Source organism: Pseudomonas sp. GW822-FHT05A08 (genome assembly GCF_058800485.1).
In genome coordinates, this window is the sequence record NZ_CM179511.1 from 4,101,016 (window position 1) to 4,127,018 (window position 26,003).

The 26,003-nt window shown below is 65.9% G+C and carries 25 protein-coding genes; 12 read left to right on the forward strand and 13 right to left on the reverse strand.

The window, feature by feature from the left end; genetic code table 11:
• Nucleotides 1–65: 65 nt before the first annotated feature.
• From AC3RCP_RS18525 to AC3RCP_RS18535, 3 genes are all read right to left on the reverse strand, one after another.
• Nucleotides 66–443: a VOC family protein gene (locus AC3RCP_RS18525; RefSeq protein WP_101339444.1), complete on the reverse strand. Its 378-nt coding sequence runs from the start codon at nt 441–443 to the stop codon at nt 66–68.
• Nucleotides 444–498: 55 nt separating this feature from the next.
• The gene (locus AC3RCP_RS18530) at nt 499–1,317 is read right to left on the reverse strand and encodes an alpha/beta fold hydrolase (protein ID WP_492571172.1); all 819 of its coding nucleotides are present in this window, start codon (nt 1,315–1,317) and stop codon (nt 499–501) included.
• Between the two features lie 120 nt (nt 1,318–1,437).
• On the reverse strand, nt 1,438–2,346 hold the full coding sequence (locus tag AC3RCP_RS18535; RefSeq protein WP_101338230.1) for a LysR family transcriptional regulator: 909 nt from the start codon (nt 2,344–2,346) through the stop codon (nt 1,438–1,440).
• 105 nt (nt 2,347–2,451) lie between these two features.
• On the opposite strand from AC3RCP_RS18535, the gene AC3RCP_RS18540 reads away from it, so the two are divergent.
• The 6 genes from AC3RCP_RS18540 (at nt 2,452) to AC3RCP_RS18565 (ending at nt 7,775) form a co-directional block, all read left to right on the forward strand.
• On the forward strand, nt 2,452–3,123 hold the full coding sequence (locus AC3RCP_RS18540; RefSeq protein WP_492571171.1) for an RraA family protein: 672 nt from the start codon (nt 2,452–2,454) through the stop codon (nt 3,121–3,123).
• On the forward strand, nt 3,116–3,775 hold the full coding sequence (locus tag AC3RCP_RS18545; RefSeq protein WP_081002297.1) for an RraA family protein: 660 nt from the start codon (nt 3,116–3,118) through the stop codon (nt 3,773–3,775). Before AC3RCP_RS18540 ends, AC3RCP_RS18545 begins: the two co-directional genes overlap by 8 nt.
• Complete coding sequence (locus tag AC3RCP_RS18550) at nt 3,772–4,410, forward strand: RraA family protein (protein ID WP_101338232.1); 639 nt, start codon at nt 3,772–3,774, stop codon at nt 4,408–4,410. The genes AC3RCP_RS18545 and AC3RCP_RS18550 overlap by 4 nt, the downstream gene beginning before the upstream one ends.
• On the forward strand, nt 4,407–5,621 hold the full coding sequence (locus tag AC3RCP_RS18555) for a pyridoxal phosphate-dependent aminotransferase (RefSeq protein ID WP_492571170.1): 1,215 nt from the start codon (nt 4,407–4,409) through the stop codon (nt 5,619–5,621). The genes AC3RCP_RS18550 and AC3RCP_RS18555 overlap by 4 nt, the downstream gene beginning before the upstream one ends.
• A gap of 182 nt (nt 5,622–5,803) precedes the next feature.
• On the forward strand, nt 5,804–6,778 hold the full coding sequence (locus tag AC3RCP_RS18560) for a quinone oxidoreductase family protein (protein WP_492571169.1): 975 nt from the start codon (nt 5,804–5,806) through the stop codon (nt 6,776–6,778).
• Nucleotides 6,779–6,836: 58 nt separating this feature from the next.
• Entirely contained in the window at nt 6,837–7,775 is a 939-nt protein-coding gene (locus AC3RCP_RS18565) for a LysR family transcriptional regulator (RefSeq protein ID WP_492571168.1), read from the forward strand.
• Between the two features lie 6 nt (nt 7,776–7,781).
• Here the strand turns inward: AC3RCP_RS18565 and AC3RCP_RS18570 are convergent, their stop codons facing one another.
• Nucleotides 7,782–8,675 (reverse strand): LysR family transcriptional regulator, encoded by an 894-nt coding sequence (locus AC3RCP_RS18570; protein ID WP_101338236.1) that lies wholly within the window; start codon nt 8,673–8,675, stop codon nt 7,782–7,784.
• An 85-nt stretch (nt 8,676–8,760) separates the two neighbouring features.
• On the opposite strand from AC3RCP_RS18570, the gene AC3RCP_RS18575 reads away from it, so the two are divergent.
• A complete protein-coding gene (locus tag AC3RCP_RS18575) occupies nt 8,761–9,537 on the forward strand; it encodes an NAD(P)H-dependent oxidoreductase (protein ID WP_101338237.1) in 777 nt (258 codons plus the stop codon).
• A 9-nt stretch (nt 9,538–9,546) separates the two neighbouring features.
• On the opposite strand, the gene AC3RCP_RS18580 is transcribed toward AC3RCP_RS18575, so the two are convergent.
• Genes AC3RCP_RS18580 through AC3RCP_RS18590 form a run of 3 tightly spaced genes read right to left on the reverse strand, consistent with a single transcriptional unit; the run spans nt 9,547 to nt 15,286 of the window.
• A complete protein-coding gene (locus AC3RCP_RS18580) occupies nt 9,547–10,944 on the reverse strand; it encodes an efflux transporter outer membrane subunit (protein WP_101338238.1) in 1,398 nt (465 codons plus the stop codon).
• Entirely contained in the window at nt 10,941–14,081 is a 3,141-nt protein-coding gene (locus tag AC3RCP_RS18585; RefSeq protein ID WP_101338239.1) for an efflux RND transporter permease subunit, read from the reverse strand. The genes AC3RCP_RS18580 and AC3RCP_RS18585 overlap by 4 nt, the downstream gene beginning before the upstream one ends.
• 2 nt (nt 14,082–14,083) lie before the next feature.
• Complete coding sequence (locus AC3RCP_RS18590) at nt 14,084–15,286, reverse strand: efflux RND transporter periplasmic adaptor subunit (protein WP_101338240.1); 1,203 nt, start codon at nt 15,284–15,286, stop codon at nt 14,084–14,086.
• Between the two features lie 114 nt (nt 15,287–15,400).
• Between AC3RCP_RS18590 and baeS the strand changes: the two genes are divergently transcribed.
• From baeS to AC3RCP_RS18605, 3 genes are read left to right on the forward strand one after another with little or no spacing between them, the layout of a single operon-like run.
• Complete coding sequence (baeS, locus tag AC3RCP_RS18595; protein WP_101338241.1) at nt 15,401–16,825, forward strand: sensor histidine kinase efflux regulator BaeS; 1,425 nt, start codon at nt 15,401–15,403, stop codon at nt 16,823–16,825.
• Nucleotides 16,822–17,511: a response regulator gene (locus tag AC3RCP_RS18600; protein WP_101338242.1), complete on the forward strand. Its 690-nt coding sequence runs from the start codon at nt 16,822–16,824 to the stop codon at nt 17,509–17,511. The genes baeS and AC3RCP_RS18600 overlap by 4 nt, the downstream gene beginning before the upstream one ends.
• A gap of 56 nt (nt 17,512–17,567) precedes the next feature.
• The gene (locus tag AC3RCP_RS18605; RefSeq protein ID WP_101338243.1) at nt 17,568–17,855 is read left to right on the forward strand and encodes a barstar family protein; all 288 of its coding nucleotides are present in this window, start codon (nt 17,568–17,570) and stop codon (nt 17,853–17,855) included.
• Between the two features lie 198 nt (nt 17,856–18,053).
• Here the strand turns inward: AC3RCP_RS18605 and AC3RCP_RS18610 are convergent, their stop codons facing one another.
• The 3 genes from AC3RCP_RS18610 to AC3RCP_RS18620 all read right to left on the reverse strand — a co-directional run bounded on the left by AC3RCP_RS18610 (nt 18,054) and on the right by AC3RCP_RS18620 (nt 20,561).
• Entirely contained in the window at nt 18,054–18,503 is a 450-nt protein-coding gene (locus tag AC3RCP_RS18610) for a hypothetical protein (protein ID WP_492571167.1), read from the reverse strand.
• 118 nt (nt 18,504–18,621) lie between these two features.
• Nucleotides 18,622–19,881 (reverse strand): sensor histidine kinase, encoded by a 1,260-nt coding sequence (locus AC3RCP_RS18615; RefSeq protein WP_101338245.1) that lies wholly within the window; start codon nt 19,879–19,881, stop codon nt 18,622–18,624.
• Complete coding sequence (locus AC3RCP_RS18620) at nt 19,878–20,561, reverse strand: response regulator transcription factor (RefSeq protein ID WP_102680436.1); 684 nt, start codon at nt 20,559–20,561, stop codon at nt 19,878–19,880. The genes AC3RCP_RS18615 and AC3RCP_RS18620 overlap by 4 nt, the downstream gene beginning before the upstream one ends.
• A 224-nt stretch (nt 20,562–20,785) precedes the next feature.
• Between AC3RCP_RS18620 and bamA the strand changes: the two genes are divergently transcribed.
• On the forward strand, nt 20,786–23,152 hold the full coding sequence (gene bamA / locus AC3RCP_RS18625; RefSeq protein WP_492571166.1) for an outer membrane protein assembly factor BamA: 2,367 nt from the start codon (nt 20,786–20,788) through the stop codon (nt 23,150–23,152).
• A 7-nt stretch (nt 23,153–23,159) separates the two neighbouring features.
• On the opposite strand, the gene AC3RCP_RS18630 is transcribed toward bamA, so the two are convergent.
• On the reverse strand, nt 23,160–23,939 hold the full coding sequence (locus AC3RCP_RS18630) for an SDR family oxidoreductase (protein WP_101338247.1): 780 nt from the start codon (nt 23,937–23,939) through the stop codon (nt 23,160–23,162).
• Nucleotides 23,940–23,974: 35 nt separating this feature from the next.
• Entirely contained in the window at nt 23,975–24,370 is a 396-nt protein-coding gene (locus AC3RCP_RS18635) for a GlcG/HbpS family heme-binding protein (RefSeq protein WP_101338248.1), read from the reverse strand.
• A 94-nt stretch (nt 24,371–24,464) separates the two neighbouring features.
• Here AC3RCP_RS18635 and AC3RCP_RS18640 point away from each other — a divergent pair, with 94 nt between their 5' ends.
• Nucleotides 24,465–25,388, forward strand: a complete 924-nt coding sequence (locus AC3RCP_RS18640; RefSeq protein WP_492571165.1) for a LysR family transcriptional regulator — start codon at nt 24,465–24,467, stop codon at nt 25,386–25,388.
• A gap of 14 nt (nt 25,389–25,402) precedes the next feature.
• Here AC3RCP_RS18640 and AC3RCP_RS18645 read toward each other — a convergent pair whose 3' ends face one another.
• The gene (locus AC3RCP_RS18645) at nt 25,403–25,963 is read right to left on the reverse strand and encodes a TetR/AcrR family transcriptional regulator (protein ID WP_492571366.1); all 561 of its coding nucleotides are present in this window, start codon (nt 25,961–25,963) and stop codon (nt 25,403–25,405) included.
• Nucleotides 25,964–26,003: the final 40 nt, after the last annotated feature.

The window sequence follows — 26,003 nt, forward strand, 5'->3', positions numbered from 1 at the left end:
ACTAATGCCGCCAGAGGGATGGGGATGCGCAAGGCCCCGAGCCAACGGGGCGACGCGTTTGCGCGCTACAGGTATTGCGAGATTTCGATCAGGTTGAGGTCGGGGTCGCGCACGTAGACCGAACGGATCGGCCCCGTGGCGCCCGTACGCTGCACCGGCCCTTCGACGATCGGCCAGTTGTGCCGCTGCAGATGGGCGACCACTGCCTCCAGCGGCTGGGCACTGATAAAGCACAGGTCCAGCGCGCCCGGCACCGGCAGATGCGCCTTGGGCTCGAACTCCTGCCCGCGCACGTGCAGGTTGATCTTCTGGTTGCCGAAACGAAACGCCATGCGGCCGTTGCCGAAGGTTTCCAGGGTCATGCCCAGCACCCGCAGGTAAAAGTCCTGGCAGGCCTCGGGGTCCACGGTGGTCAGAACCAGATGGTCAAGGTGATCGATCAGCATGGGGCGGCTCCTCGTAAAAACGCTGTAGCGCAAGCGCGGCAGGTTACAGGCTTCAACCGGCGCGCACGCCGGCCTGTAACTCGGCGATGTGCTGCCACATCGCCACGGGGTTGGAATACATCGGGAAATGGCCACAGGCCGGGATCTGCGCCAGCTGTACACCTCGGGCCTGGATATGCGCCAGGTAGGACAGGTGGGCATTCTGCTCGCCGTACATGAACATCCGCGGGCAGCCCAGGCCGAGAAACGTGTCCATCAGCTCGCCATGATCCGAGAGCCAGACCATCGACTCGAAGATCCCGCGCACCGCGCCGGGGCGCACCTTGTGCCGCAGGCTGGCGGCATACAGCGCGCTGGCGTAGGCCGGCGCCTGTCGGGCGCGCTCGATGAAATCGTCGAAGAAGCGCTCGGCGTCGACCTCGGGATAGTCGACTATCTGCCGGCTGAGGAAGCAGTCTTCCGGGGCGATATTGCCTTCGATGTCGACGAAGCTCAGCACCCGCCCCGCAAGCTTATGGGCCAGCATCAGCGCGGTCAGGCCGCCCATGGAATGCCCGACCAGATGGAAGCGCTCGATCTGGAAGTGCTCGAGGATCTGCAGCGCGGTGTCGAGCAGGAACGGGATGGAGATTTTTCCCAGGTCGGCACAGTGGCTGGCGCCGCAGCCCGGTGCATCGTAGGCCACGAACGGCCGCCCGGCGAAAGCCGCCTGCCGCACGATGTCGGCGTAGTCTTCCTTGGTCGAGCCAAACCCGTGCAGGAACAGGATCGGCGCCCGCTCGCCGGCGCGATGCAGGCTGGCGATACTCAGCTCGACGCCCTGCACGGTCAGCGGCACCTGTGTAGCGATGAATTCTGCTTGCGCAGCCACGTTGAACGCTCCTTTGACGAATCGCCGCCGGCAGACGGTGACGGCCGGTGCATCGCGCACTCTCCGGGGACGCGGGGCTTATGTAAATTCCGGATTCAAGAAGGCATCCATACGGCAAACCTATGGAACGTTGACCCGGCCCTTGCCCTGGAACTGCGCCACCAGTTCCTCCACCAGCGGGTTGGTGCGCGTCGGGTTCCAGGCCAGCGCGGTGGTGACCACGTTCAGCCGCTGGCTCAGCGGGCGCAGCACCACATTGCTCGGCGCGACCTTTTTCAAGGACGCCGGCACCAGGGCAATGCCCTGCCCGCAACTGACAAAGGCTATCTGTGAAGCCACCGAACGTACCTCGTGCAACACCCGCGGGGAAAAGCCGCTGGCGCGGCAGGTGGCGATCAGGTTGTCGAAATACATCGGGCTGACTTTGCGCGACGACAGCACCAGCGGCTCGCCCGCCAGGCTCGCCAGGCTGATGCGCGAACGCGCGGCCAATGGATGGTCGCTGGGCAGCGCCACCGCCAGGCGATCCTCGGTCAGCGCAATCGAGCGTACGCTGCTGCCCAGCTCGCCTTCCACGCGGGCGAAGGCCAGGTCGATGTCGCCGGCCTCCAGGGCCGGGATTGCCTCGACGCTGTCGATCTCCCGCACCGACACCGTGAGCTGCGGATACCGGGCCTTCAGTTTCTCGATCAGCGCCGGCAGTACGTCGAGCATCGCCGTGGTGATGGCGCCGATGGTCAGCACCCCCGACTGCCCTGCCACCGCCTCGTGCACGGCCAGCTCCAGGCGCTCCAGCTGCTCGGCGAACTTGCGCACCGCCGGCAGGATGGCCTGGCCCACCGGGGTCAGCTTGGCACCCCGGCGCGAACGGTCGAAGAGCTTGACCTTGAGGGCCTGCTCCAGCACCTGGATCTGCTCGGTCAGCGGCGGTTGCGACATGCCCAGGCGCTTGGCGGCGCGGCTGAAGTTCTGTTCCTCGGCCACTGCCAGGAACAGCCAGAGATGACGAATCAAGCGAAAATTGATCATGGCGGCACCATAGGTTTTTCGTATGCAAGGCTTACTTGATTCGTAATATACCTATCAAATGCGCTCATCGACACTGGGGCCCTCCGTCACCACAGGGGTTACCCCATGAGCACTGCCACCTTGCTTGATCGCCTGACGGCGCTGGACACCAACACGGTGTCCGACGCTCTCGATTTCCTTGGCCTGCCCGGCGCCATCGTCGGCCTGCGGCCGTTGTGGGACTGCCCGAAGATCGTCGGCCGCGCCAGCACCGTGCTGCTGGGCGCCAAGACCGACAGCGCACCGACCGTGCACCTGATTTCCCCGGTGGTCGAACGGATCGCCAGCGCCGATCGCATCCTGGTGATCGCCGGCGGCCTGGAAGGCATTTCCTGCTGGGGCGACATCCTCGCCAACGCGGCGCGCCACAAACGGATCCGCGGCAGCGTGATCGACGGTTGCAGCCGTGACATCGACGGCAGCGCCGCCATCGGCTACCCGGTCTATGGCCGTGGCGTGACCATGATCAGCGCGCGCAACCGGGTGATCCAGCTCGACGCCGGCGTGCCGGTGCAGATTGCCGGGGTCCAGGTAAGCGAAGACGACTACGTGATCGCCGACCGCTGCGGCACGGTGTTTGTCGCCGCCCGGCATATCGAAAAAGTCCTCGACCTGGGCGAGCGCATCGACCGTCGCCAGCACGCCATGGTCGAGGCGGTGCGCGCTGGCCGCTCGGTCGCCGAGGTGATGCATGACCGCCAGTTCGAAGCCATCGCGGTGGAGCACGCACATGAATGATCAGCAACTGGTCGAGCTGTTCGCCGGCCTGGATACCCCCGGCGTCTCCGATGCCCTGGACAAGCTCGGCCTGCCCGGCCAGTGCCTTGGCATAGCGCCGCTGGACAACTACCGCCAGGTGGTGGTCGGCCCGGCGTTCACCGTGCAGTACGTCTCGGCCAGCGTGCCACCCGGCACCGTCGGTGACTTCATCGACGACGTGGCCCCGGGCGACGTGGTGGTGATTGCCAACGGCGGCCGCACCGACTGCACCGTCTGGGGCGACATCATGACCCAGTACGCCGGCAGCCGACGGATCGCCGCCACGGTGATCGACGGTGTCTGCCGCGATGTCGGCAAGGCCCTGGGCGACGGCTATCCGCTGTTCAGCCAGGGCCGCTTCATGCGCACCGGCAAGGATCGGGTGCAAGTGCAGTCGGTGAACCAGCCGGTGTCCATCGGCGGCGCCCGGGTCTGTGCCCGCGACATCGTGGTCGCCGACGCCAACGGCGTGGTGGTGGTGCCCCGCGCCCGCGCCGCCGAAGTGGCGGCCTGTGCCCGGCAGATCGAAGCGGTCGAAGCCGATATCCGTGCCTTGATCGATCAAGGCAAGACCCTCAAGGAAGCCCGGGCCGCCCTGGGTTACCACCATCTGCAGAGGCAAGTCCGATGACCACGCTCCCCCTGCCCCTCGACTTCCACGAGCGGGCCAAAGTACTCGGCAGCTCGACGCTGTATGAAGCCTCGCACCTGCCCTGCGCCGTCGACAGCGCGATCCGTCCGGTCTGGGACGGCGCCTTCATCGCCGCCCCGACCTACCCGCTGCAATGCTCACCGGGCGACAACCTGGCCCTGCACCTGGCCATGGAACGGGTGCCCCGCGGCAGCGTGCTGGTGGTGGGCACCGACAATTTCATCGCCGGTTACTGGGGCGAAGTGCTCACCGTGGCCGCCGAAGCGGCCGGCGTGGTCGGGCTGGTGATCGACGGCGGCGTGCGCGATATCGCCGCCCTGAAAAAGCGCCGGTTCCCGGTCTTCGCCCGCGGTATCTCGGTCAAGGGCACCCTCAAGGCCAGCGCGCCCTCGGTGGGTCGTCCGTTCAATTTCAATGGTGCCTGGGTCGCGCCGGGCGATCTGCTGGTGGCCGACGATGACGGCGTGATCGTCATTCCCCAGGCCGACGCCGCCCGCACCCTGGCCGCAGGCGAGGCCCGCGCCCACAAGGAAGCGCAGATGATGCAGGCGCTGAGCGAAGGCCGCTCGACCCTGGAACTGATGAACCTGACCGAGTGGAGAAGCCGTGCATGAGTAACGATATCCAGCGCCTCAACCAGCGCCTGGCCAGTGCCCGGCCTTCGGCGACCTACCGCATCATGGACCGGGTGGCGGAACGCCGGGCACAAGGCGCGCAGATCATCTCGCTGTGCGCCGGCGAGCCGGACTTCGACACCCCCGAGCACGTACGCCAGGCCGCCATCCAGGCCATCGAGAGCGGCCATACCCGCTACACCCAGGTGGCCGGCGTGCGTGCGCTGCGCGAAGCGGTGGCCGCCAAGTTCCGCGACGAAAACGGCCTGGAAGCAGGCTGGCAGGACAGCATCGTCAGCAATGGTGGCAAGCAAGTGATCTACAACGCCCTGGCCGCGACCTTGAACGACGGCGATCAAGTGATAGTCCCGGCGCCCTACTGGGTCAGCTACCCGGAAATGGTCCAGTTGTGCGGCGGCACGCCGAACATCGTCACCTGCGACGCCGCGAGCGGCTTCAAGCTGACCCCGGCGGCCCTGGCCGCGGCAATCAATCCGCGGACCCGCTGGTTGATCCTCAACTCGCCCTCCAACCCGACCGGCGCGGTGTACAACCGCGACGAACTCCAGGCCCTGGCCAAGGTGCTGCTGGCCCAGCCGCAGGTGCTGATCCTGGCGGACGACATCTACGAGCACCTGATCTTCGATGACCAGCCGTTCCATACCCTGGCCCAGGTCGAGCCGCGCCTGGCCGCGCGCACCCTGACCATGAACGGTGTGTCCAAGGCCTACGCCATGACCGGCTGGCGCATCGGTTTCGCCACCGGTCCGCGCTGGCTGCTGGACGCCATGGAAAAACTCCAGGGCCAACAGACCTCCGGCGCCAGCGCCATTTCCCAGCAGGCGGCGCTGGCCGCGCTGAGCGGCCCCAAGGACTTCATCCAGCACAGCCGCGCGGCGTTCCAGCGCCGCCGCGACCTGATGGTCGAGTTGCTCAACGACACGCCCGGGCTGCACTGCGCCCGGCCGGCCGGGGCGTTCTATGCCTTCGCCAGCTGCGCCGGGCTGATCGGGCGCACCTCGCCCGGCGGGCGTTTACTGGCCAGCGACGAGGACGTGGCCCATGCCCTGCTCGACGAAGCCGATGTCGCGGTGGTGCATGGCAGCGCCTTTGGCCTGGGCCCCTACATTCGCATCGCCTATGCCCTGGACGATCGATCGTTGCGCCAGGCCTGCGAGGCCATCCGCCGCTTCTGCGGCGCCGTGCTGTAGCGTCGCGAAAGCGCCTGCATTGCCCCTGGAAATCCCGGCCACGCGCCGAGATTTTCCTGTCAACTGCTGCACCACATGCAGCAGTCAAATGCAAACAGGCCGGATTGTTGATCATGGAGCGTAGCCCTATCCTCGTTTCCTACACCCAGCTTCCTACCGCAAAGCTTCCAAGGAGATCGAGCATGGTCACCCGCGTACAGCTTCACCAAGTCGGCGCCCCTCAGGTCCTGCAGTTCGAACAGGCACAAACCCAGGCGCCCGGTGCCGGCGAGGTCTGGCTGGAGCAGACGGCCATCGGCGTCAATCCGCTGGACCTCAGCCAGCGCAGCGGCGCGGTGTCGGTTGCCCTGCCCTGCGGGCTCGGGCTGGAAGGCGCGGGGCTGGTCAAGGCGATTGGTCCCGGCGTCACCCAGGTCCAGGTGGGTGATCGCGTCGCCTATGCCACCGGGCCCCTCGGCGCGTATGCCAGCGCCCGCCTGTACCCGGCCGAGCGCCTGGTCAAGCTGCCGCCGGCGCTGGCCTCGGACGCCGCCGCGGCCCTGCTGTTCAAGGGCATCACCGCCCAGTACCTGCTCAAGACCACCTACCCCGTCGGCCCTGGCACCCGGGTGCTGATCTATGGCGCCGCCGGGGCCCTGGGCCAGTTGATGGTGCCTTGGGCCAAGCACCTGGGGGCCACGGTCATCGGCGTCGTCTCCAAGGCGCAAAGCGTCGAGCGGGCCCGGGCCGCCGGTTGCGACGAGGTGCTGGTGTTCGACGCCGCGACCCTCGCCCGACAGGTCGTCGAGGTCACTCAAGGGCACAAGGTCGATGTGGTGTACGACCCGATCGGCCGGGTGTCCTTCGAAGCCTCCCTCGACAGCCTGCGTCCACGCGGCCTGCTGGTGTCCTTCGGCACGGCGTCGGGCGCTCCCCAGGCGGTGCAGGTCGGCACGCTCAACGCCAAGGGCTCGCTGTTTCTCACCCGCCCGTCCCTCGCCGCCCACACCGCCAGCGCCAGCGAATACCAGATGCGCGCCGCCGATGTGCTGGACGCCTTCGCCGCGGGTATCATCCAGCCGCGGATCTGGCAGCGTTATCCCTTGGCCGACGTGGCCCAGGCCCACGCCGACCTGCACGACGGACGCGCGCAAGGCGCCATTGTGCTGATACCTTGAGGCCGATCCTTTCCGTTCCTTCCGGCCATTTGGCCGCACAACGAGGCAGCCCAGGCACATGGATCCGTTCGACAGCCGACAGGCCGATGAACTCGCCACCTTGATGGCGCTCTTCGAGCACGGCTCTTTCGCCGCCGCCGGGCGTGCCTTGCAGCGCCACCCTTCGGTGCTGTCCAAGCGCCTGGCGGCACTGGAAAGCCGCCTGGGCATTCGCCTGGTGCAACGCACAACCCGGCAATTGCGCTTCACCGACGAAGGCGCGCGGTTAGTGGAGCGCTTGCGGCAGGCGGCGGGCCTGATCAGCGAAGCCGAACACGAAGCCTCCCAGGGCGCCGCGCAGATCCGCGGGCGCCTGCGCCTGGCCTTGCCGGCCGCCATGGGCCGGCGCTGGCTCAGCCCGATCCTTGCAGAATTCGCCCTGGCCCATCCCGGGGTGACGCTGGAGACCGAATATTCGGACCGTTTCGTCGACATCGTCGGCGAAGGTTTCGACGCGGCGATCCGCATCGGCGAACTGGCCGACAGCCAGCTGGTGGCGCGTAAACTCTGTGCGCACCGGCGCATCCTCTGCGCGTCGCCCGACTACCTGCAACGCCATGGCGAACCGCGGCTGCCCGCCGATCTTGCCAGCCACAACTGCCTGGGCTTTACCGGCCTGCGTTCCTGGCCCGACTGGCGGCTGACCCGCCAGGGCCGGCTGGAAACCGTGCGTATCCACGGCACCTTGCAGAGCAACGACAACGAAGCGCTGCTCGCCGCGGCCCGGGCGAGCGTCGGCATTCTTGCCGGCGGCGACTGGCTGATGAACCAGGACCTGGCCTCGGGGCACCTGGTCCGGGTGCTGCCGCAGTGGCAGCTGGACAGCGACTCGGGGATCTTCCTGCTGCGCCCGTCGGCGCGTTTCAGCAGCGCCACCACCCAGGCCTTCAAGCACTGGATCGAAGCGCGCTTTGCCCAGGGCGCGCCCTGGGAAACGCCGGCCAGGGACGAGCCGTAGCAGCGTTCACAGCGAAGCGACGATGAACTCCCGCAGCCATTGATGGGCCGGGTCGCGGTGGCAGCGCTCGTGCCAGAGCATGGCCATGTCATAACCCGGGACTTCCAGCGGCGGCTCGACCACCTTCAGCGCCGGGTTGTCGCGCACCAGGCGCGACGGCAGCATCGCCACCAGGTCGGTGCTCGCCAGCGCCGAGAGCACAAACAGAAAATGCGGCACCGACAGCACCACCCGGCGCGTCAGGCCCACCTCGCCCAGCGCGCTGTCGGTGACACCCTGGAAACCGCCGCCATCGGGCGACACCACCACATGTTCCAGCTTGGCGAACTGCGCCAGGCTCGGGCGTCGTTGCAGGCGTGGATGGCCCGCGCGGCCCGTCAGCACGTAACGCTCGCTGAACAGCACGCGGCGGCGCAGCCCCGGCGGCGAGTCCTCGCTGGTGTGCAGGGCCAGGTCGATGATGCCCTGCTCAGCCTGCTGGACCAGACGCCCCGGCTCCAGTTCGAGCACCGCCAGCCGGGTTCCGGGGGCCGCCGCGCGCAAGCCGGCCAGCGCCGGCAGGATCACCGTCGACTCGCCGTAGTCGGACGCCGATACGCTCCAGGTATTGGCCGCCGCGCCCGGGTCGAACGGGCTGGCCGGCGACACCGCCAGCTCCAATGCTTCCAGCGCCCGGCGCAACGGCTCGCGCAATTCGTCGGCCCTGGCAGTGGGCCGCATACCCCGCGGCCCTGGCAGCAACAACGGGTCGCCGAAAATCTCCCGCAGCTTGGCCAGATGCACGCTGACCGAGGGTTGCGACAGGTTCAGGCGTTGCGCCGCGCGGGTCACGTTGTGCTCGGCGAGCAGCACATCCAGGGTCAGCAGCAGGTTGATGTCCAAGCGCCTTAAATTATTCACGACAATACCTGGGATATTGGATATTCATTTCCAATATACCTGGCAGCGACCGATCCTGCTGTCTCCCGACATTGGAGACCCTGTGATGAATGTACTGCTGGTGTATGCCCACCCCGAACCCCGCTCCTTGAACGGCTCGCTCAAGGACTTCACGATCAAGCGCCTGCAGGCCGCCGGCCACGCGGTCCAGGTTTCGGACCTGTATGCGATGAACTGGAAGGCGCCGCTGGATGCCGACGACAGCCTGGGCCGGGCGGACAACAGCCGCTTCGATCCGTCCCTGGACTCCAAGCGCGCCTTCGAAGAAGGCCGGCAGTCGGCGGACATCGCCCGCGAGCAGGAAAAACTGCTCTGGGCCGACACCGTGCTGCTGCAATTTCCCCTGTGGTGGTTCTCCATGCCGGCGATTCTCAAGGGCTGGGTGGAACGGGTCTACGCCTATGGTTTCGCCTATGGCGTGGGCGAGCATTCGGATGCGCGCTGGGGCGATCGCTACGGCGAAGGCACCCTGGCCGGCAAGCGGGCGATGCTGATCGTCAGCGCCGGCGGCTGGGAATCCCACTATGGCCCGCGGGGCATCAACGGGCCGATGGACGACCTGCTGTTCCCGATCCACCACGGCATCCTCTATTACCCGGGCTTCGACGTGCTGCCGCCCTTCGTGATCTACCGCACCGGGCGCATCGACGCGGCGCGTTTCGCCACGATCTGCGACCAGCTCGGGCAGCGCCTCGACCAGCTGCAACAATCCGCGCCCATCGCCTTCCGCCCACAGAACGCCGGCGCCTACCGGATCCCGGAGCTTACCTTGCAGCCGGAGATCGCCACCGGCCAGCAAGGCTTCGCCGCCCACCTGATATAGGCCGTGCGCTCACTGCCAGCCGCCGCCCAGCACCTTGTACAGGGTCACCCGGTTACTCTGCTCGGTCAGGCGCAGGCTGATCAGGTCCTGCTCCGCGCTGTACAGCGAACGCTGGGCGTCCAGGGCTTCGAGGTAGCTTTGCGAGCCACCGCGATACAGCGCGTCGGCCAGTTCGAAGCTTTTGCGGCTGGCGTCGGTCAGGGCCTGCTGGGCGTCCAGGCGTTCAGCCAGGGTGCTGCGTTCGGCCAGGGCATCGGCAACTTCCTTGAAGGCGCTCTGCACGGTCTGCTGGTAGGTCTGCACCTGGATCTCGCGCTCGACCTTGGCCGCGTCCAGGGTCGCACGGTTACTGCCGGCGTCGAACAGCGGCAGGCTGATGCTCGGGGCGAAGGTCCAGGCGCCGCTGCCGGCCTTGAACAACCCGGACAGCGCCGAACTCGCCGAGCCGGCGTTGGCGGTCAGGCTGATGCTGGGAAAGAACGCCGCCCGCGCCGCGCCGATATCGATGTTCGCCGACTTCAGCGTATGTTCCGCCGCCAGCACGTCGGGACGGCGTTGCAACAGGCTGGACGGCAACTCGTCCGGCACCCGCACCAGCAGCGCCGCCGATTGCAGGCTGGCGCCGGGCAGCAGTTCGTCGGGGATCTCGCTGCCCACCAGCAGGCGCAGCGCGTTGCGGTCCTGGAGGATCTGGCTGGCGTACACCGCCGCATCGCCGCGGGCCGACTCCACGGTGGTCTGCGCCTGGGCCAGGGCCAGTCCGGAGGAACCGCCCAACGCATGGCTACGTTGGGTCAGCTCGTAGGTCGCCTGCTGGCTGCGCAGGGTCTCCTGGGCCAGGTGCAACAGCTCGTTGTCCGCCGCCAGGGTCAGCCAGGCCGTGGCCACCTCGGCCACCAGGCTGATCTGCGTGCTGCGCCGGGTTTCGGCCAGCGACAGGTAGTCTTCCAGCGCCTCGTCCTTGAGGTTGCGCAACCGGCCGAATACATCCAGCTCGTAACTGCTCAGGCCCAGTTGCGCGCTGTAGTCATGGCTGGTGCTGGCCACGCCCGTGCCGGATGTCGAGCCCGGCGTGCGGCTGTGGGTGCCGCTGACCCCGGCATCGATCGCCGGGAACAGCGCCGCGCGCTGGATGCGGTACTGCGCCTGGGCCTTTTCGATATTCAGACTGGCCAGGCGCAGGTCGCGGTTGTTGGCCAGGGCCAGGGCCTGCAAGCGCGTCAGGCGGCTGTCGGTGAAGAACTGCTGCCAATGGATATCGGCGGCGGCCTCCCCGGTGGATGCCTTGCTGCCCGGCAACCATTGCTCGGCAACCGGCGCCTCGGGGCGCTGGTACTCGGGCGCCAGATTGATGCAGCCACCGAACAGCGCCAGGGCAGGCACCAGGGCCCAACGAAAATTGATCATGCGTCACCTGTTGCAGCGGGTTGAGTGGAGGGGGTGGAAGCACGGGTAAAGCGGCGACGGATCAGCACGAAGAACAGCGGCACGAAGAAGATCCCCAGCACCGTGGCGCTGAACATGCCGCCCAGCACCCCGGTGCCGATGGCCCGGCGTCCGGCCGAACCGGCGCCGGAGCTCAAGGCCAGGGGCAGCACGCCAAACATAAAGGCCAAAGAAGTCATGAGGATCGGCCGCAGGCGCTGGCGCACCGCGGTCAGGGTCGCCTCCAGCAGGCTGGCGCCCTGCTCTTGCAGGTGTTTGGCGAACTCGACGATCAGGATCGCGTTCTTCGCCGACAGCCCCACGGTGGTCAACAGCCCCACCTGGAAGTACACGTCGTTGCTCAGCCCACTGAACCGGGTCGCCAGCACCGCCCCGACCACGCCCAGGGGCACCACCAGCATCACCGAGAACGGCACTGACCAACTTTCGTACAAGGCCGCCAGGCAGAGGAACACGAACAGAATCGAAATCCCGTAGAGCAACGGCGCCTGGGAGCCGGACAGGCGCAGTTGATAGGACTGCCCGGTCCACTCATAGCCGATACCCTCGGGCAGTTGCTTGACGATGGACTCGACCACGTCCATGGCCACCCCGGAACTCACCCCCGGCGCCGGATCGCCCACCACCTCCAGGGAGGAGATGCCGTTGTAGCGTTCGAGCAACGGCGAACCGTAGCTCCAGGCGCTGCTGGCGAAGGACGAGAACGGCACCATTTCATCGTTGGCGTTACGCACGAACCAATGGTCCAGGTCTTGCGCCTGCATCCGCGCCGCGGCCTCGCCCTGCACATAGACCTTCTTCACCCGACCCTGGTTGAGGAAGTCGTTGACGTAGGTGCCGCCCAGTGCCGTGGACAGGGTGCTGTTGATGTCGCTGGTGCTCAGGCTCAGGGCTCCGGCCTTGCGATCGTCGATGCTGACCTTGAGCTGCGGCGTGTCGTCCAGGCCGTTGCTGCGGACCCCGAGCAGGCGCGGGTCCTGCTGCGCCAGCTGAATGAACTGCTCGCGAGACGCCACCAGGGCGTCGTGGCCCAGGCCGGCGAGGTCCTTGAGCTGCAGGTCGAAGCCCGAGCTTTGCCCCAGGCCGCGCACCGCCGGCGGCTGCATGACGAATACATTGGCATCGCCGATGCTCGCCAGCGCCAGGGTCGCGCGTTGGGCAATCGACGCCGAGTCCTGGCCGGCGCCCAGGCGCTGGCTCCAGTCCTTGAGCTTGATAAAGGCGCGGCCGGTGTTCTGGCTGTTGCCGCCCATGCCCAGGCCGCTGATGCTGATCAAAGCCTCGACCTCCGGCTGTTCGAGCATGTAACTCTCGAACTGTTTCATCACCGCCTGGGTGCGACTGTCAGTGGCGCCCACCGGCAGCTGGATCTGCGCCATCAGGGTGCCCTGGTCTTCGTCCGGCAGGAACGAAGTCGGCAGATTGACATAGCCGACACCCATGACCAGCAGGAGCACCCCGTACAGCAGAAGGCTGCTACGGCTGCGTTGCAGGATGCCGCCGACCAGCCGCTGATAAGCCTGGGCGCTGCGCTCGAAATGGCGGTTGAACCAGCCGAAGAAACCACGCTGCGGTCCATGCCCCTGGGCATCGGTTGGCTTGAGCAACGTCGCGCACAGCGCCGGGGTCAGAGTCATCGCCACCAGCACCGAGAGCAGCATGGCCGAGACGATGGTCACCGAGAACTGCCGGTAGATAACCCCGGTGGAACCGCCGAAAAACGCCATGGGAATGAACACCGCGCTGAGCACCAGGGCGATGCCGATCAACGCGCTGGTGATTTCCGCCATCGACTGGCGCGTGGCCTCCAGGGGCGGCAGCCCTTGCTCAACCATCACCCGCTCGACGTTCTCCACCACCACGATGGCGTCGTCCACCAGCAGGCCGATGGCCAGAACCATGGCGAACATGGTCAGGGTGTTGATCGAATAGCCGAGCAGCGCCAACACGCCGAAGGTACCCAGCAGCACCACCGGCACGGTGATCGCCGGGATCAGCGTGGCCCGAAAGTTCTGCAGGAACAGGAACATGATCAGCACCACCAGGACGATGGCTTCGCCGAGGGACTTGACCACCTCCTCGATGGACAGGCTGACAAAGGGCGTGGTGTCGTAGGCGATGACGTTCTTCAGTTGCATCTGCGCCGGGTAGAACTGTTCCAGTTCCTTGAGCTTGGCCTTGACCGCGTCGCCGACGCTCAGGGCGTTGGCCCCGGTCGCCAGTTTGATGCCCATGGCCGAAGCAGGCCGGCCATTGAGCGCCGAACTCATGTCATAGCTTTCGCTGCCCAGTTCGACTCGCCCCACATCGCTCAGCAGCACCACCGCGCCGTCGCTGGACGACTTGACCACCACATTGCGGAACTCGTCCTCGGTCTGCAGCTTGCTGCGCGCGGTAATGGTCGCGTTCAGTTGCTGCCCGGGCACCGCCGGCATGGCGCCCAACTGCCCGGCGGAGACTTCGGTGTTCTGCGCCTCCAGGGCCGCGCTGACGTCGGACGGCATCAGGGCATATTTCTCCAGCTTGGCCGGGTCCAGCCAGATGCGCATGGCGTAGCCCGAGCCCAGGGTCTGCACCTCGCCGACGCCATCGATCCGGCTGATCTGGTCAAGCAAGGTGCTGGAGATGTAGTCGCCGATCTGGGTGCCGGTGACGCTCTCGTCGTCCGAGGCCAGGGCGGCGATCATCAGGAAGTCCGAACCGCCCTTGGTCACGGTCAGGCCTTCGCTCTGCACCGACTGAGGCAGGCGCGACTCGGCTTGCTGCAGCTTGTTCTGCACCTGCATCTGCGCCACGTCCGGGTCGGTGCCGGCGGCGAAGGTCAGGTTGATGCTGGCGCTGCCCGCCGAGCTGCTGGTGGCCGACATGTAGGTCAGGTTGTCCAGGCCGGTCAGCTGCTGCTCGATGACCTGGGTCACCGAGTCTTCCACGGTCTTGGCCGAGGCACCGGTGTAGGTGGCGGAGATCCGCACCGTCGGCGGCGCGATGTCCGGGTACTGCTCCAGGGGCAACTGGCTGATGGACAAGGCCCCGGCGAGCATGATGACGATGGCGATGACCCAGGCAAAAATCGGTCGGTCGATAAAGAAACGCGCCATGCTCAACCCTCCTGCGCCAGGGCGGTGGACGGTGCCTGCGGCACACGGCTGCGGGTACCGGTGCCGTTGTTCTGCGCCACCACCGCGGCGCCAACCCGGACCTTCTGCCCGCCCTCGACTATCAGTTGATCACCAGCGCTGAGGCCGGCCGTCACCCACCACTGGTTGCCCACCGCGCGGTCGATGGTCACCTGGCGTTGCTCGACCTTGCCTTCGACCACCACCAGCACCGAGGTCATGCCACTGGCGCTACGGCTCACTGCCCGTTGCGGAATCAGGATCGCCTGTTCGTCGCGGGCCTGCTCCAGCACCGCCCGCACGTACATGCCCGGCAGCAGCAGGCGCTCCGGGTTAGGGAACACGGCACGCAGGGTCACGGTGCCGGTACCCTGGCTGACGCTGACCCCGCTGAACTTCAGGCGGCCCTCATGAGCATAGGTGCTGCCGTCGTCGAACTTGAGGCTGACGGGCATTTCATCCGCTGCGTTGCCTTGCAGCGCGCCGCTGGCCAGGTCGCGCTTGAGGCGCAGCAGCTCGGTGGTGGACTGGGTGACATCGACATAGATCGGGTCCAGTTGCTGCACCGTGGTCAGCGCCGCGTCCTGGTTGGCCACCACCAGGGCCCCGGGAGTCACGGTGGAGGTTTCGATGCGCCCGCCGATGGGCGAGCCGATGCGGGTATAGGCCAGGTTGATGCGCGCCGTCTCGACGCCGGCCTGGGCCACCTGCAGATCGGCCTGGGCAGTCAACAGGCTGGCCTGGGCGTCTTCGTTGTCCTGCTGGCTGATGGCATCGATCTTCGCCAGTTGGGCATCGCGGGTAGCGGTGGCCTGGGCCGACTTCAGGGTGGCGCGGGCCTTGGCCAGGGTGGCCTGGGCTTCCGCCAGGGCCGCCTTGTAGCTGGCGGCATCCAGCTGGTAGAGGCTGTCCCCGGCCTTGACTTCGGCGCCTTCGACGAACAGCCGCTTCTGGACAATGCCGCCGACCTGGGGGCGGATCTCGGCCACCAGGAACGCCTGGGTGCGCCCCGCCAGCTCGGTGCTCAGGGCCTGGCTTTGCGGCTGCACGGTGATCACCGAGACCTTGGGGACCTCGGCGGCGGCTTCGGGCGCCGCTGGCGAACAACCGCTCAACACCAACAGCAGCATCAGGGAAACGATGACCGCGGCGGTCACCAGGGATTTGGCGAAAAGTTTGGTCGACATAAATGCCTCTGCAAAACGGGATGGCTTGTGCCTGTCCGCCATGCTGCGAAGCAAATGTGCAGGAAAATTGAAGATTACCCGGCGACCTTGAATCTTTGCCGCGCCGGGGCCTAAATGAGCGGGCCATTCCTCCAGCCGCGCGAGCCCATGAAACTGAGTATCTCCACCAAACTGTTCGGCGCCGTCCTGGCCAGCGTGCTATTCGTCATCCTGAGCATGGGCCTGGCCACCGGCTGGAGCTTCGGCCGCGGCTTCCTCGGCTACCTCAACGAACAGGCGCTGCAACGCATGGAGCCAGTGCTGCCGCGCCTGGCCCAGGCCTACGCGCAGGCAGGTGACTGGGAATTCATCCGCGACAACCCCGACCGCTGGTTCGACATCATGCGCCCGGGACCCAAAGAGCAATCGCAGATCCGCAAGCTGAAACTGCCGCTGACCTCGGACCTGACCGGCGCGCTGTTTCGCATTGCCCTGCTGGACCGCGACAAGCAGCTGGTGATCGGCTATGCGGCGATCGCCGACGATGCCCTGCTGCGGCCGATCGAGGTGGCCGGCAGCACGGTCGGCTGGCTGGCGGTATCGCCGTTCCAGAGTGTCAGCGAAGCCGGCGGCGAACGTTTCTTCCAGTACCAGTTGCGCACCAGCCTGGCGGTGGGCGTGGCCTCGCTGCTGCTGGCGATGCTGATTGCCTGGTGGATTTCGCGCGCCCTGCTCGACCCGGTCAAGCGCGTGGCCGCGGCCACCCACCGCCTGGCTGCCGGGGAGTACAGCAACCGGGTGGCCGTGGCCTCCAACGATGAAGTCGGCCAACTGGCCCGCGACTTCAATCTGTTGGCCTACACCCTGGAGCGCAACGAACAGATGCGCCGCGAATTCATGGCCGATGTCTCCCACGAGCTGCGCACCCCGCTGTCGGTGTTGCGTGGCGAACTGGAGGCCATCGAGGACGGCGTACGCAAGCTCGACCGGCACTCGATGCAATCGCTACAAAACGAAGTGGGCATGCTCAGCAAGCTGGTGGACGACCTGTACGAGCTGTCCCTGGCCGACGTCGGCGCCCTCACCTACCGCAAGAGCGAGTGCTCGCTCAACGAGCTGCTGCAGGCCAGCGTGGCGATGTTCCAGGAGCGCTGCCAGGCCGCACGGCTTGAGGTCGAGTTGAAACTGCCGGAGCGGCCGATGCAGCTGGACGCCGACCCCAAGCGCCTGCAACAACTGTTCGCCAACCTGCTGGAAAACACCCTGCGCTACACCGATACCGGCGGCCAGCTGCGCATCCGCGCCTGCGTCGAGGGCGATAACCTGCGGGTCGATTTCATCGACTCCGGCCCCGGGGTCGACGCCGAACAACTGCCGCGGCTGTTCGAGCGCTTCTACCGTGGCGAGGCCTCGCGCAACCGCGCCAGCGGCGGCGCCGGCCTGGGCCTGGCGATCTGTCGCAGCATCGCCCTGGCCCACGGCGGCAGCCTCGACGCCGATCACTCGCCCCTGGGCGGCCTGTGGCTGACCCTGCGCCTGCCCGGCAAGGCTGAAGCATGAGCACCGGACAACCGATCCTGATCGTCGAAGACGAACCGAAACTCGCCGCCTTGCTGCGCGACTACCTGGATGCCGCCGGCTACCCCAGCCTGAGCCTGGACAACGGCCTGGACGTGGTGCCAGCGGTACGCGCCCACCGGCCGCGACTGATCCTGCTCGACCTGATGCTGCCCGGGCGCGACGGCCTGGAGGTGTGCCAGGAGCTGCGGCGGTTCAGCGAAGTGCCGATCATCATGATCACCGCCCGGGTCGAGGAAGTGGACCGCCTGCTGGGCCTCGACCTGGGCGCCGACGACTACATCTGCAAGCCCTTCAGCCCGCGTGAAGTGGTGGCCCGAGTCAAGGCCATCCTGCGCCGCAGCCCGCAACTGACGGCACTCGCACAGGCCCGCCTGCAGATCGACGAAGAGCGCTACCGCGCCTCGTTCGACGGTATCGCCCTGGACCTGACCCCGGTGGAGCTGCGCCTGCTCAAGACCCTGGCTGCCGCCCCTGGCCGGGTGTTCTCCCGCGACCAGTTGCTCGACCGCCTGTACTCCGACCACCGGGTGGTGACCGACCGCACCGTCGACAGTCACGTGCGCAACCTGCGGCGCAAACTGGCCCAGGCCTGCCCCGGGGAAGACCCGATCCAGTCGTTGTACGGAGTGGGTTACAAACTCGAACTGGGCGCGCTGCCGGGCTGAGCAATCGCGCCAAGCCGGGGTATCCTGCGCAGCCGAGAATTTCGAAGGCGCACAACATGCCCCGACTCCAGCGGCTGGACATTGACCTGAACGCGGTGACCAGCACCGCCGAACTGCACGCCACCCTGCGCGAGGCCCTGGGCTTCCCCAATGGGTACGGCGCCAACTGGGACGCCTTCTGGGACGCCATCAGCGGCCTGGTGGAAATGCCCGTGCAGCTGAAATTCCATGGCTGGGACGATCTGGCCACGCGCTTGCCGAGGGATGCCCGGCTGCTGCGGCAATGCCTGGACGAAATGAAAAACCAGTACCCGCAACTCGCGGCAGGAGTGAGGTTCGGCTAGGCGGTGATCTTGTGGCCCGGCACAGTCCGGGCAATCGAGTGTCGACCGACCGCACACCTGTAGCCGCTGCCGAAGGCTGCGATCGGCCGGTACGGCCGTGACGATCCGGCGGACCGGCGCCGCCTGATCTATTGCCATCGCGGGCAAGCCTCGCTCCTACTTCTACAGGAGCACGCCAGCCCCGCATCCCTTCAGAAGTCAGCAATCCGCTGCATAGATGACAGTCTTTCCGCTGTTGGTGGCCGCGGGCCGGCGGGTGAAATAGGTATCGCCTTCGTCGGTGTGGATCTCGTACTCCACCTTGCTGGCGACGCGTCCCGAGGGGTCGGTATGCTTGATGATCTTCAGCACCCGCTGGAACTTCAGGCTCTGGGTGCCATTCTGCGCGGGGCCCGTGAGCACGTTGACCGTTTGAAACCAGCCCTGGCCCTTCTTGTTCAACACCAGGGTCCGGGTCAGCGCCTCGAAACGCTCCAGACGGGTGAACCCCCAGAGTGTCTGCTCCTCCACCACCTTGCCGGGGGCGCTGGAACCGGTGAACACGAACAGGTTGATGGCCGGATTGTCCTCACAGAAGAAGTCGTAGGGCACCAGCCCATCGACCATTTTCTTGCCGGAAACGAATCCCTTTTTATGCACCAGAAACATCGCCACCTCCACTCAATGGCCCCGCCAGAACAGCAAAAACGCTGAAGTACGCTTGAGCCGCAAGTCTACTGAGGGGCGACGTACAGGGCCGTCAAGGCAGTGTAATTTCGTGTAAAGATCAGGCCCGTCGAGGCAGGCGGATCGCCACGGCCAGCCCGGTGCCCGGCTCGTTGTGGGCCTCGATGCTGCCACCGTGCAGCTCCACAGCCCTGGCGGCGATCGCCAGGCCCAGGCCGAAACCGCTGGCCGCCTCGCCCGGGCCACGCTCGAACGGCTGAAAAATACTCTGCAAGCGCGTGCTTTCGACGCCAGGGCCTTGGTCGATGATGCGCACGATCAGGCACTGGCCGGGCAGATCGCTGCGCGCGCTGACCTGGACCCCGGTTCCCGCCGCGGTATGGCGCACCGCATTGCGAATGACGTTCTCGAAACAGCGATACAGCAGCTCGCCGTTGCACCGGCTGACAAAATCCGGACAGGCCTGCAGACTGACCTGACAGCTTTTCATGCCTGCCTCGAACCGCGCGTCTTCGACTATCACCGCCAGCAACTCGATGATATCCAGCGGCTCGCTCTCGATGCTCTCGGGCCGGCCCTGAAGGCGCGCCAGGGTCAACAGCGCTTCGATCAGCGTGTCCATGCGCTCCGACTCGCGCTCGATGCGCCCAAGCATTTCCTGGCGTACCGGGTCCTGCTGCAACAGGCCAATGGCCGCCTGCATGCGGGTCAAGGGCGAGCGCAGTTCGTGGGAAATGTCATGCAGCAGATGTTGCTGGGCCTCCACCAACAGTTTCAACTGATTGGCCATGCGGTCGCAGTCTTCGGCCAGGTCGACGATTTCATCGCGGCGCGAGCCCATCATCGGCTTGACCCGGGTCTCGAAACGCCCCTGGGCGACGTCGCCCATCGCCCGTCGCAGATAGGCCAGTGGCCAGGCCAGGTAATAGGCCATGTAAGCACTGAACAGCGCGCTCATCAGCGTACCGATCAACAGCGGAATCAAACGCCCCGGCGGTCGGCGGTGATCGCCAGGCACCAAGGAAGACCTGAGCGAAAGCCTGAGCCCTTCCTTGCTGACCAGCGTCTTTTCATAGGCCAGGTGCGCGACTGGCGATCCGGCCAACAGTTGGCCGCTGCTGTCATAGACGCCAATGGCCTGGTCCGGCGGGTGCTGCCAGACCGTCAACAGCTGCCTGCCGGAATCGATGCCGTACTGTTGCAGCAACTGCTCCTCGCTGGCCAGGATCGCTTCCAGATGCGGATCTCCGGGAACGAAGCTGCCCAGCAGCAGGATGCCCAGCCCGACCAGGAAGGTCAGGCTGGTGGCCAGCCAGAAAGCCAGGAACAGTTTCCAGAACAGCCGGCTGGGCTTCATCATCCGGCGATCAACAGGTAGCCCAGGCCACGCACGCTCTGAATCCAGGCCTTGGTGTCGGGGCGCGGGCCAAGCTTCTGGCGAATGCTGCTGATATGCACATCGATACGCCGGTCGTAGCGGGTCAAGGGACGCCCCAGGGCCTTGAGCGACAGGTCCTGTTTGCTCACCACCTGCCCCGCGCAACGGGCCAGCTCTTCGAGCAGGCTGAACTCGGTGCTGGTCAGCTCCAGCTCGCTGCCCTGCCATTGGGCCTGGCGCTTGCCGGGCCACAGGGCCAGGGTGCCGGTCCTGATCACCTCCTTGGTCGGCGGCTCGGCCGGCTGCACCCGGCGCATGATCGCCCGCAAGCGCGCCACCAGTTCGCCCGGCGAGCTGGGCTTGGGCACGTAGTCGTCGGCGCCCAGTTCCAGGCCGGTGATCTTGTCGATGTTGTCACCACGGGCGGTGAGCAACACCACTGGGATCTGGCTGCTGGCACGGATGCGCCGAAGCACCTCGATGCCCGACAGGCGCGGTAGCATCACGTCCAGCACCACGATGTCATAGCCTCCGGAAAGCGCCTGGGCCTCGCCCTCCTCGCCCGAGTGCACGGCGGTCGCCGCAAAACCTTCACGCTCCAGGTACTGGATGAGCATGCCAGTCAGTTCCTGGTCATCGTCGACGAGCAATACGCAAATCATGGCGAACTCTTGAAAGGGCACCGGCGCATTATCCCCTGCGCGCCATGCAGCGTCATCGCCCCAGGCCCAACCTTTACCTAACTTGACATTCGGTTAACCGCACCAAACACCCCGCACTCTTATGCTTGACCTCCACCCGCCAGGCCGCTGTGGGTTGTCCCGTCTGCGGCGGGTCATTCAAACGCGCCTGCGCTGCTTGTCGATGTGTCCTGGAAAAGATCCCGATGAATTTTTCGCGCCTGCTCTGCTCGGTTGCGCTGCTGCTCAATGCCACTCTGGCCCACGCCCAAGGTTTCAAAATCTCCGATATCCGGATCAACGGACTGCAACGGGTCTCCGCCGGCAGCGTGTTCGGCGCCTTGCCGCTGAACGTCGGCGACGAAGTCGATGACCAGCGTCTGGTGGAATCCACCCGCGCCCTGTTCAAGACCGGCTTCTTCCAGGACATCCAACTGGGGCGCGACGGTGACGTGCTGATCATCACCGTGGTCGAACGACCGTCGCTCTCCGGCATCGTCATAGAAGGCAACAAGGCGATTTCCACCGACGACCTGATGAAAGGCCTCAAGCAATCCGGCCTGGCCGAAGGCGAGATCTTCCAGCGCGCCACCCTGGAAGGCGTGCGCAACGAACTGCAACGCCAATATGTCGCCCAGGGTCGCTACTCGGCCACGGTCGACGCCGAAGTACTGGCGCAGCCGCGCAACCGTGTACAACTGAAGATCGGCATCGACGAGGGCAGCGTGGCCGCCATCCAGCACATCAACGTGGTGGGCAACACGGTGTTCACCCAGCAGGAGCTGACCGATCAGTTCCAGCTCAAGACCAGCAACTGGCTGTCCTTCTTCAGGAACGACGACAAGTACGCCCGCGAGAAACTCTCCGGCGATCTGGAGCGCCTGCGCTCCTATTACCTGGACCGCGGCTACATCAACATGGACATCGCCTCGACCCAGGTTTCCCTGACCCCTGACAAGAAGTACGTGTACATCACGGTCAACATCAACGAAGGCCGGAAATACACGGTTCGCGAGGTCAAGCTCAGCGGCCAGCTGAAGGTGCCTGAAGAGCAGGTCCGGTCGCTGTTGCTGGTGGAAAAGGGCCAGGTGTTCTCGCGCAAACTGATGACCAGCACGTCCGAGCTGATCACCCGCCGGCTGGGCAACGACGGTTACACCTTCGCCAACGTCAACGGTGTACCACAGCCCCACGACGAGGATCACACCGTCGATATCACTTTCGTGGTCGACCCAGGCAAGCGCGCCTACGCCAACCGCATCAACTTTCGCGGCAATACCAAGACCGACGACAAGGTACTGCGCCGGGAAATGCGCCAGATGGAAGGCGGCTGGGCATCGACCTACCTGATCGACCAGTCCAAGACTCGCCTGGAGCGCCTGGGATTCTTCAAGGAGGTCAATGTCGAGACCCCGGCCGTGCCCGGGGTCGACGACCAGATAGACGTCAACTACGCGGTTGAAGAGCAGGCTTCCGGCTCGATTACCGCCAGTGTCGGTTTTGCCCAGAACTCCGGTCTGATCCTCGGCGGCTCCATCACCCAGAACAACTTCCTGGGGACCGGCAACTACACCAGCCTGGGCCTGACCCGCTCGGAATACCAAAGCAAGTACAACTTCGGCTTCACCAACCCCTACTTCACCCCGGACGGCGTGAGCCTGGGCTACAACCTGTTCTACAGCAGCACCGACTACAACGATTACTACGATGACGGCGTCTCCTACTACTCCATCAACAGCTATGGCGCCGGCACCTCGCTGGGCTATCCGATCAACGAAACCTCGCGTCTGAACTTCGGCCTGACCGTGCAACACGACAGCATCGAGCCGGGCACCTACAGCGCCGACGAGATCTACGACTTCATCGAGCGCGAGGGCAAGGAATTCACCAACTTCAAGGCCAACCTCGGCTGGTCGGAATCGACCCTCAACCGCGGTGTGCTGGCCAGCCGCGGGCACTCGCAGAGCCTCAACCTGACGCTGACGGTGCCCGGCAGCGACCTGAGTTTCTACAAGCTCGACTACAGCGGGCAGGCCTTCCTGCCGCTCAGCAGCGCCACCTCGCTGCGTTTCCATACCAAGCTCGGTTATGGCAACGGCTACGGCTCGACCGACGGCCTGCCCTTCTATGAGAACTACACCGCCGGCGGCGAAGGCTCGGTGCGCGGCTTCGAAAGCGGCACCCTGGGCCCGCGCAACACCCCCGCCACCGGTACCTATGCCAGCGCCGGCCAGGCGTATTACTCCGACCGCGACACCGACGCCCTGGGCGGCAACATCCTGATCACCGGAGGCGTGGAATACCTGTTCCCGATGCCCTTCATCAAGGACAACAAGTCGGTGCGCACCTCGGTGTTCTGGGACGTCGGCAGCGTCTATTCGGACAAGTGCTACCTGAGCACCACCCAGGGTTGCGACGGCGTCGACCTCGCCCAGATGGCCAGCTCGGTGGGAGTCGGCGTGACCTGGTACAGCCCGCTCGGCCCCTTGAGCTTCAACCTGGCGTACCCGGTGCGCAAACCCGACAACGCCGACACCCAGGTATTCCAGTTCTCCATGGGGCAGACCTTTTGAACCGGCCTCAGGACTGCTGGCGCGTCCAGGCGTCCTGCTGGTCCTGCTTGACGATGTCGACGAAGTGCGCCGGCAGCAGGTTCCTGAAAGCCCCACCATCCGCCTCCACCACCTCGACCATTTTCGCCACCATTTCCTCGGGATCGTATTGCTCGAAGGGGAACTTCAGCCCGGAGTGATCGGTGAAGTGTTTCTGCGGGTCGTACCAGCTTTTCCAGGTTTCCATCATTCGGTCGTTGAAGCCGGTGGAATACGGCCCGGGGTTGATGGTCGCGACCTGGATGCCGAACTCCGCCAGCTCCATGTGCAGGGCCTCGGCGATGGACTCCAGGGCATGCTTGGAGGCGCAGTAGGCGCCGGTGAAGGGCCCGGTGAGCAGGCCGGCGATCGACGACACGAAGACGATCTTGCCCTTGCGCCGCTCGACCATCTGCCGCACGAAGCCCTGGGTCAGCTCCAGGTTGGCGAACACGTTGGTCTCGAACTGGGAACGCAGGATATCCACCGGGATTTCCGCTATGGCGCCGGTCTCGGCGTCGCCGGCGTTGTTCAGCAGCACGTCGATGTCCCACTGCCAGGCATGGGCCCGGTCGCGGGCCGAGGTGATGTCGAGCTTCTCCACCCGCAGCTTGAGGTCCAGGCTGGCTGCGAGTTCGCGCAGTTCGGTGACCTGCGGGGTGATCTGCACCCCGGCGATCACTTCATGGCCGTTGGCTGCCAGGCGCAGCGCCACCGCACGACCAAAGCCCGAACCGGCGCCGGTGACCAGAATACGTTTTTTGCTCATCTTGGGTTCTCCAGGAGAATGTCGGGGGCCAGGGCTCAGAGGCAAGCCCGGGCGATGATGTCGTCTTCAACCGCAGTGCCGCCGGAGACGCCGATGGCGCCCAGGCAGCGCCCCGCCTGATCGACGATGGGCAGGCCACCGGCAAAGCTGGTCAAGCCGCCGTTGCTCTGCTCGATCGACCACAACGACTGCCCCGGCCCGGACAAGGCGCCGAGTTCGGCGCTGGCGGTCCGGAACAGCGCCGAAGTCCGGGCCTTGCGCTGGGCCAGGTCGATCGCCCCCGGCACGGCGTCGTCCATGCGCACGAACGCCAGCAGATTGCTGCCCGAATCGACAATGGCGATGCACACCGAAAGTTGCATCTGCAGGGCTTTGGCGATGCCCTTGTCGAGCATCTGCCGGGCGGGTTTGAGGGTGACGGGCCAGTGCATGGCGGGACTCCTTTGCGGTTGAAAAGAGTCTATGAAGCTCGTAGCTTTAAGAGAATCCGCATTCTCCCTACAAGACTATTAAGTATTCCTAACAATGAGCCGACGCGATCCACTGGCCGGGCTGCACCTCTTCATGGCGGTGGTCGAGACCGGCAACTTCACCCGCGCCGCCGCCGTGCTGGGCGTGACCCCGGCGGCCGTGAGCCTGGCCATCAACCAACTGGAAAGCGAACTGCAGACCAAACTGTTCCATCGCACTACCCGCGGCGTCAGCCTGACGGAAAGCGGCCAGCGTTTTCACGAAGGCAGTGAAGCCGGCTACCGCAGCCTGCTGCAGGCCAGGGAGGAGCTGGGGGAAACCCAGGGCGAGCCCTCAGGGCATCTGCGCATCAGTGCCTTGCACATGGCCAAGCACCTGATCGTCGCCCCGCTGCTCGAGGACTTCTTCCAGCGCTACCCCAGGGTCACCCTGGAAATACGCTACGAAGATCAGTTGGTGGACATCGTCAAGGAACAGCTCGACGCCGGCATCCGCCTGGCCGACGCCCTGCACCCGGGCATGCACGCGGTGCAGATCACCCCGCCGCTGCAATGCGCCCTGGTGGCCAGCCCGCAGTACCTGGCGCGCCACCCGGCGCCGCGCAGCATCGACGAGCTGCACCAGCATTCCTGTGTGCGCTTTCGTTTTCCCAGCAGCGGGCAGATGCACAAATGGCAGCTGCACGACGGCCAGCACGAGGTGAAGCTGGATGTGCCCGGGCGCTTCATCAGCACCGACACTCAGGCGGTGATCGAGGCCGCCCGCGCCGGCGTGGGCATTGCCCATGTGTTCATTCGCGAACGGATCGCCGCCGACCTCGACAGCGGCCAACTGGTGGAAGTCCTGCCCGGCACCTGCCAGCCGCTGCCGGCCATGTGGCTGTACTACGCCAACCGCCGGCACGTCCCGCCCAAGCTGCGCGCCCTGATCGAGGTGCTGCGGGACTGGAAGCAGTCCCTCGGGCGCGACAACCGCTAAAACGGCGCAGAGGCTCAGGCCCGCGCCTGGACGCTCGGCACCAGCATGCGCACCAGGGAGTCGGCCGTGCTGCGCAAGCGCTCCGGCTCCTGGTAGATGCGTTCCATCACCGCCAGCCCGCGGGTGAAGGTGACCATGACCTGCGCCGCTTCATCCGGCGCCAGGACCAGATCGCCCCGGATTCGCTCGGCCGACAGCGCAGTGCTGATGGTCAGTTGCAGAGCGTCCAGCAGCTCGCGCAAGCGTTGCTGGATGCGCGGGCCGATCGCATCGGCTTCGGTGGCCGTCTTGGTGGTCAGGCAGCCTTTGGCCGGCGTGCCGCTGGTCATGTTGCTGATCGCCACCTGGAAAAACCGCCGTAGCGCGGTCTCGGCGTCCGCAGCCTCGAGGGCCTTGGCGGCGTTGCCCAAAAAGCGCGTGGCGTAGGCTTCGAACGCCAGCAGGAACAACGCTTCCTTGCCGCCGTAGGCATGGTACAGCGAGCCGCGCTGGACCTCGGCCGCCTCGGCCAGGTCGGCCATGGAGGTGGACTGCCAGCCCTTGCGCCAGAACACTTCAAGGACCGCCGACAACACTTTTTCTTCGTCAAACTGCCTGACACCCGCCATAAAAATC

Bases quoted from the DNA above. Each gene is read 5' to 3' on its own strand.
- AC3RCP_RS18535 (WP_101338230.1), bottom strand. From the start codon at position 2,346: ATGATCAATTTTCGCTTGATTCGTCATCTCTGGCTGTTCCTGGCAGTG.
- AC3RCP_RS18540 (WP_492571171.1), top strand. From the start codon at position 2,452: ATGAGCACTGCCACCTTGCTTGATCGCCTGACGGCGCTGGACACCAAC.
- AC3RCP_RS18545 (WP_081002297.1), top strand. From the start codon at position 3,116: ATGAATGATCAGCAACTGGTCGAGCTGTTCGCCGGCCTGGATACCCCC.
- AC3RCP_RS18550 (WP_101338232.1), top strand. From the start codon at position 3,772: ATGACCACGCTCCCCCTGCCCCTCGACTTCCACGAGCGGGCCAAAGTA.
- AC3RCP_RS18555 (WP_492571170.1), top strand. From the start codon at position 4,407: ATGAGTAACGATATCCAGCGCCTCAACCAGCGCCTGGCCAGTGCCCGG.
- AC3RCP_RS18560 (WP_492571169.1), top strand. From the start codon at position 5,804: ATGGTCACCCGCGTACAGCTTCACCAAGTCGGCGCCCCTCAGGTCCTG.
- AC3RCP_RS18565 (WP_492571168.1), top strand. From the start codon at position 6,837: ATGGATCCGTTCGACAGCCGACAGGCCGATGAACTCGCCACCTTGATG.
- AC3RCP_RS18575 (WP_101338237.1), top strand. From the start codon at position 8,761: ATGAATGTACTGCTGGTGTATGCCCACCCCGAACCCCGCTCCTTGAAC.
- AC3RCP_RS18580 (WP_101338238.1), bottom strand. From the start codon at position 10,944: ATGATCAATTTTCGTTGGGCCCTGGTGCCTGCCCTGGCGCTGTTCGGT.
- AC3RCP_RS18585 (WP_101338239.1), bottom strand. From the start codon at position 14,081: ATGGCGCGTTTCTTTATCGACCGACCGATTTTTGCCTGGGTCATCGCC.
- AC3RCP_RS18590 (WP_101338240.1), bottom strand. From the start codon at position 15,286: ATGTCGACCAAACTTTTCGCCAAATCCCTGGTGACCGCCGCGGTCATC.
- baeS (WP_101338241.1), top strand. From the start codon at position 15,401: ATGAGCGGGCCATTCCTCCAGCCGCGCGAGCCCATGAAACTGAGTATC.
- AC3RCP_RS18600 (WP_101338242.1), top strand. From the start codon at position 16,822: ATGAGCACCGGACAACCGATCCTGATCGTCGAAGACGAACCGAAACTC.
- AC3RCP_RS18605 (WP_101338243.1), top strand. From the start codon at position 17,568: ATGCCCCGACTCCAGCGGCTGGACATTGACCTGAACGCGGTGACCAGC.
- AC3RCP_RS18610 (WP_492571167.1), bottom strand. From the start codon at position 18,503: ATGTTTCTGGTGCATAAAAAGGGATTCGTTTCCGGCAAGAAAATGGTC.
- AC3RCP_RS18615 (WP_101338245.1), bottom strand. From the start codon at position 19,881: ATGATGAAGCCCAGCCGGCTGTTCTGGAAACTGTTCCTGGCTTTCTGG.
- AC3RCP_RS18620 (WP_102680436.1), bottom strand. From the start codon at position 20,561: ATGATTTGCGTATTGCTCGTCGACGATGACCAGGAACTGACTGGCATG.
- bamA (WP_492571166.1), top strand. From the start codon at position 20,786: ATGAATTTTTCGCGCCTGCTCTGCTCGGTTGCGCTGCTGCTCAATGCC.
- AC3RCP_RS18630 (WP_101338247.1), bottom strand. From the start codon at position 23,939: ATGAGCAAAAAACGTATTCTGGTCACCGGCGCCGGTTCGGGCTTTGGT.
- AC3RCP_RS18635 (WP_101338248.1), bottom strand. From the start codon at position 24,370: ATGCACTGGCCCGTCACCCTCAAACCCGCCCGGCAGATGCTCGACAAG.
- AC3RCP_RS18640 (WP_492571165.1), top strand. From the start codon at position 24,465: ATGAGCCGACGCGATCCACTGGCCGGGCTGCACCTCTTCATGGCGGTG.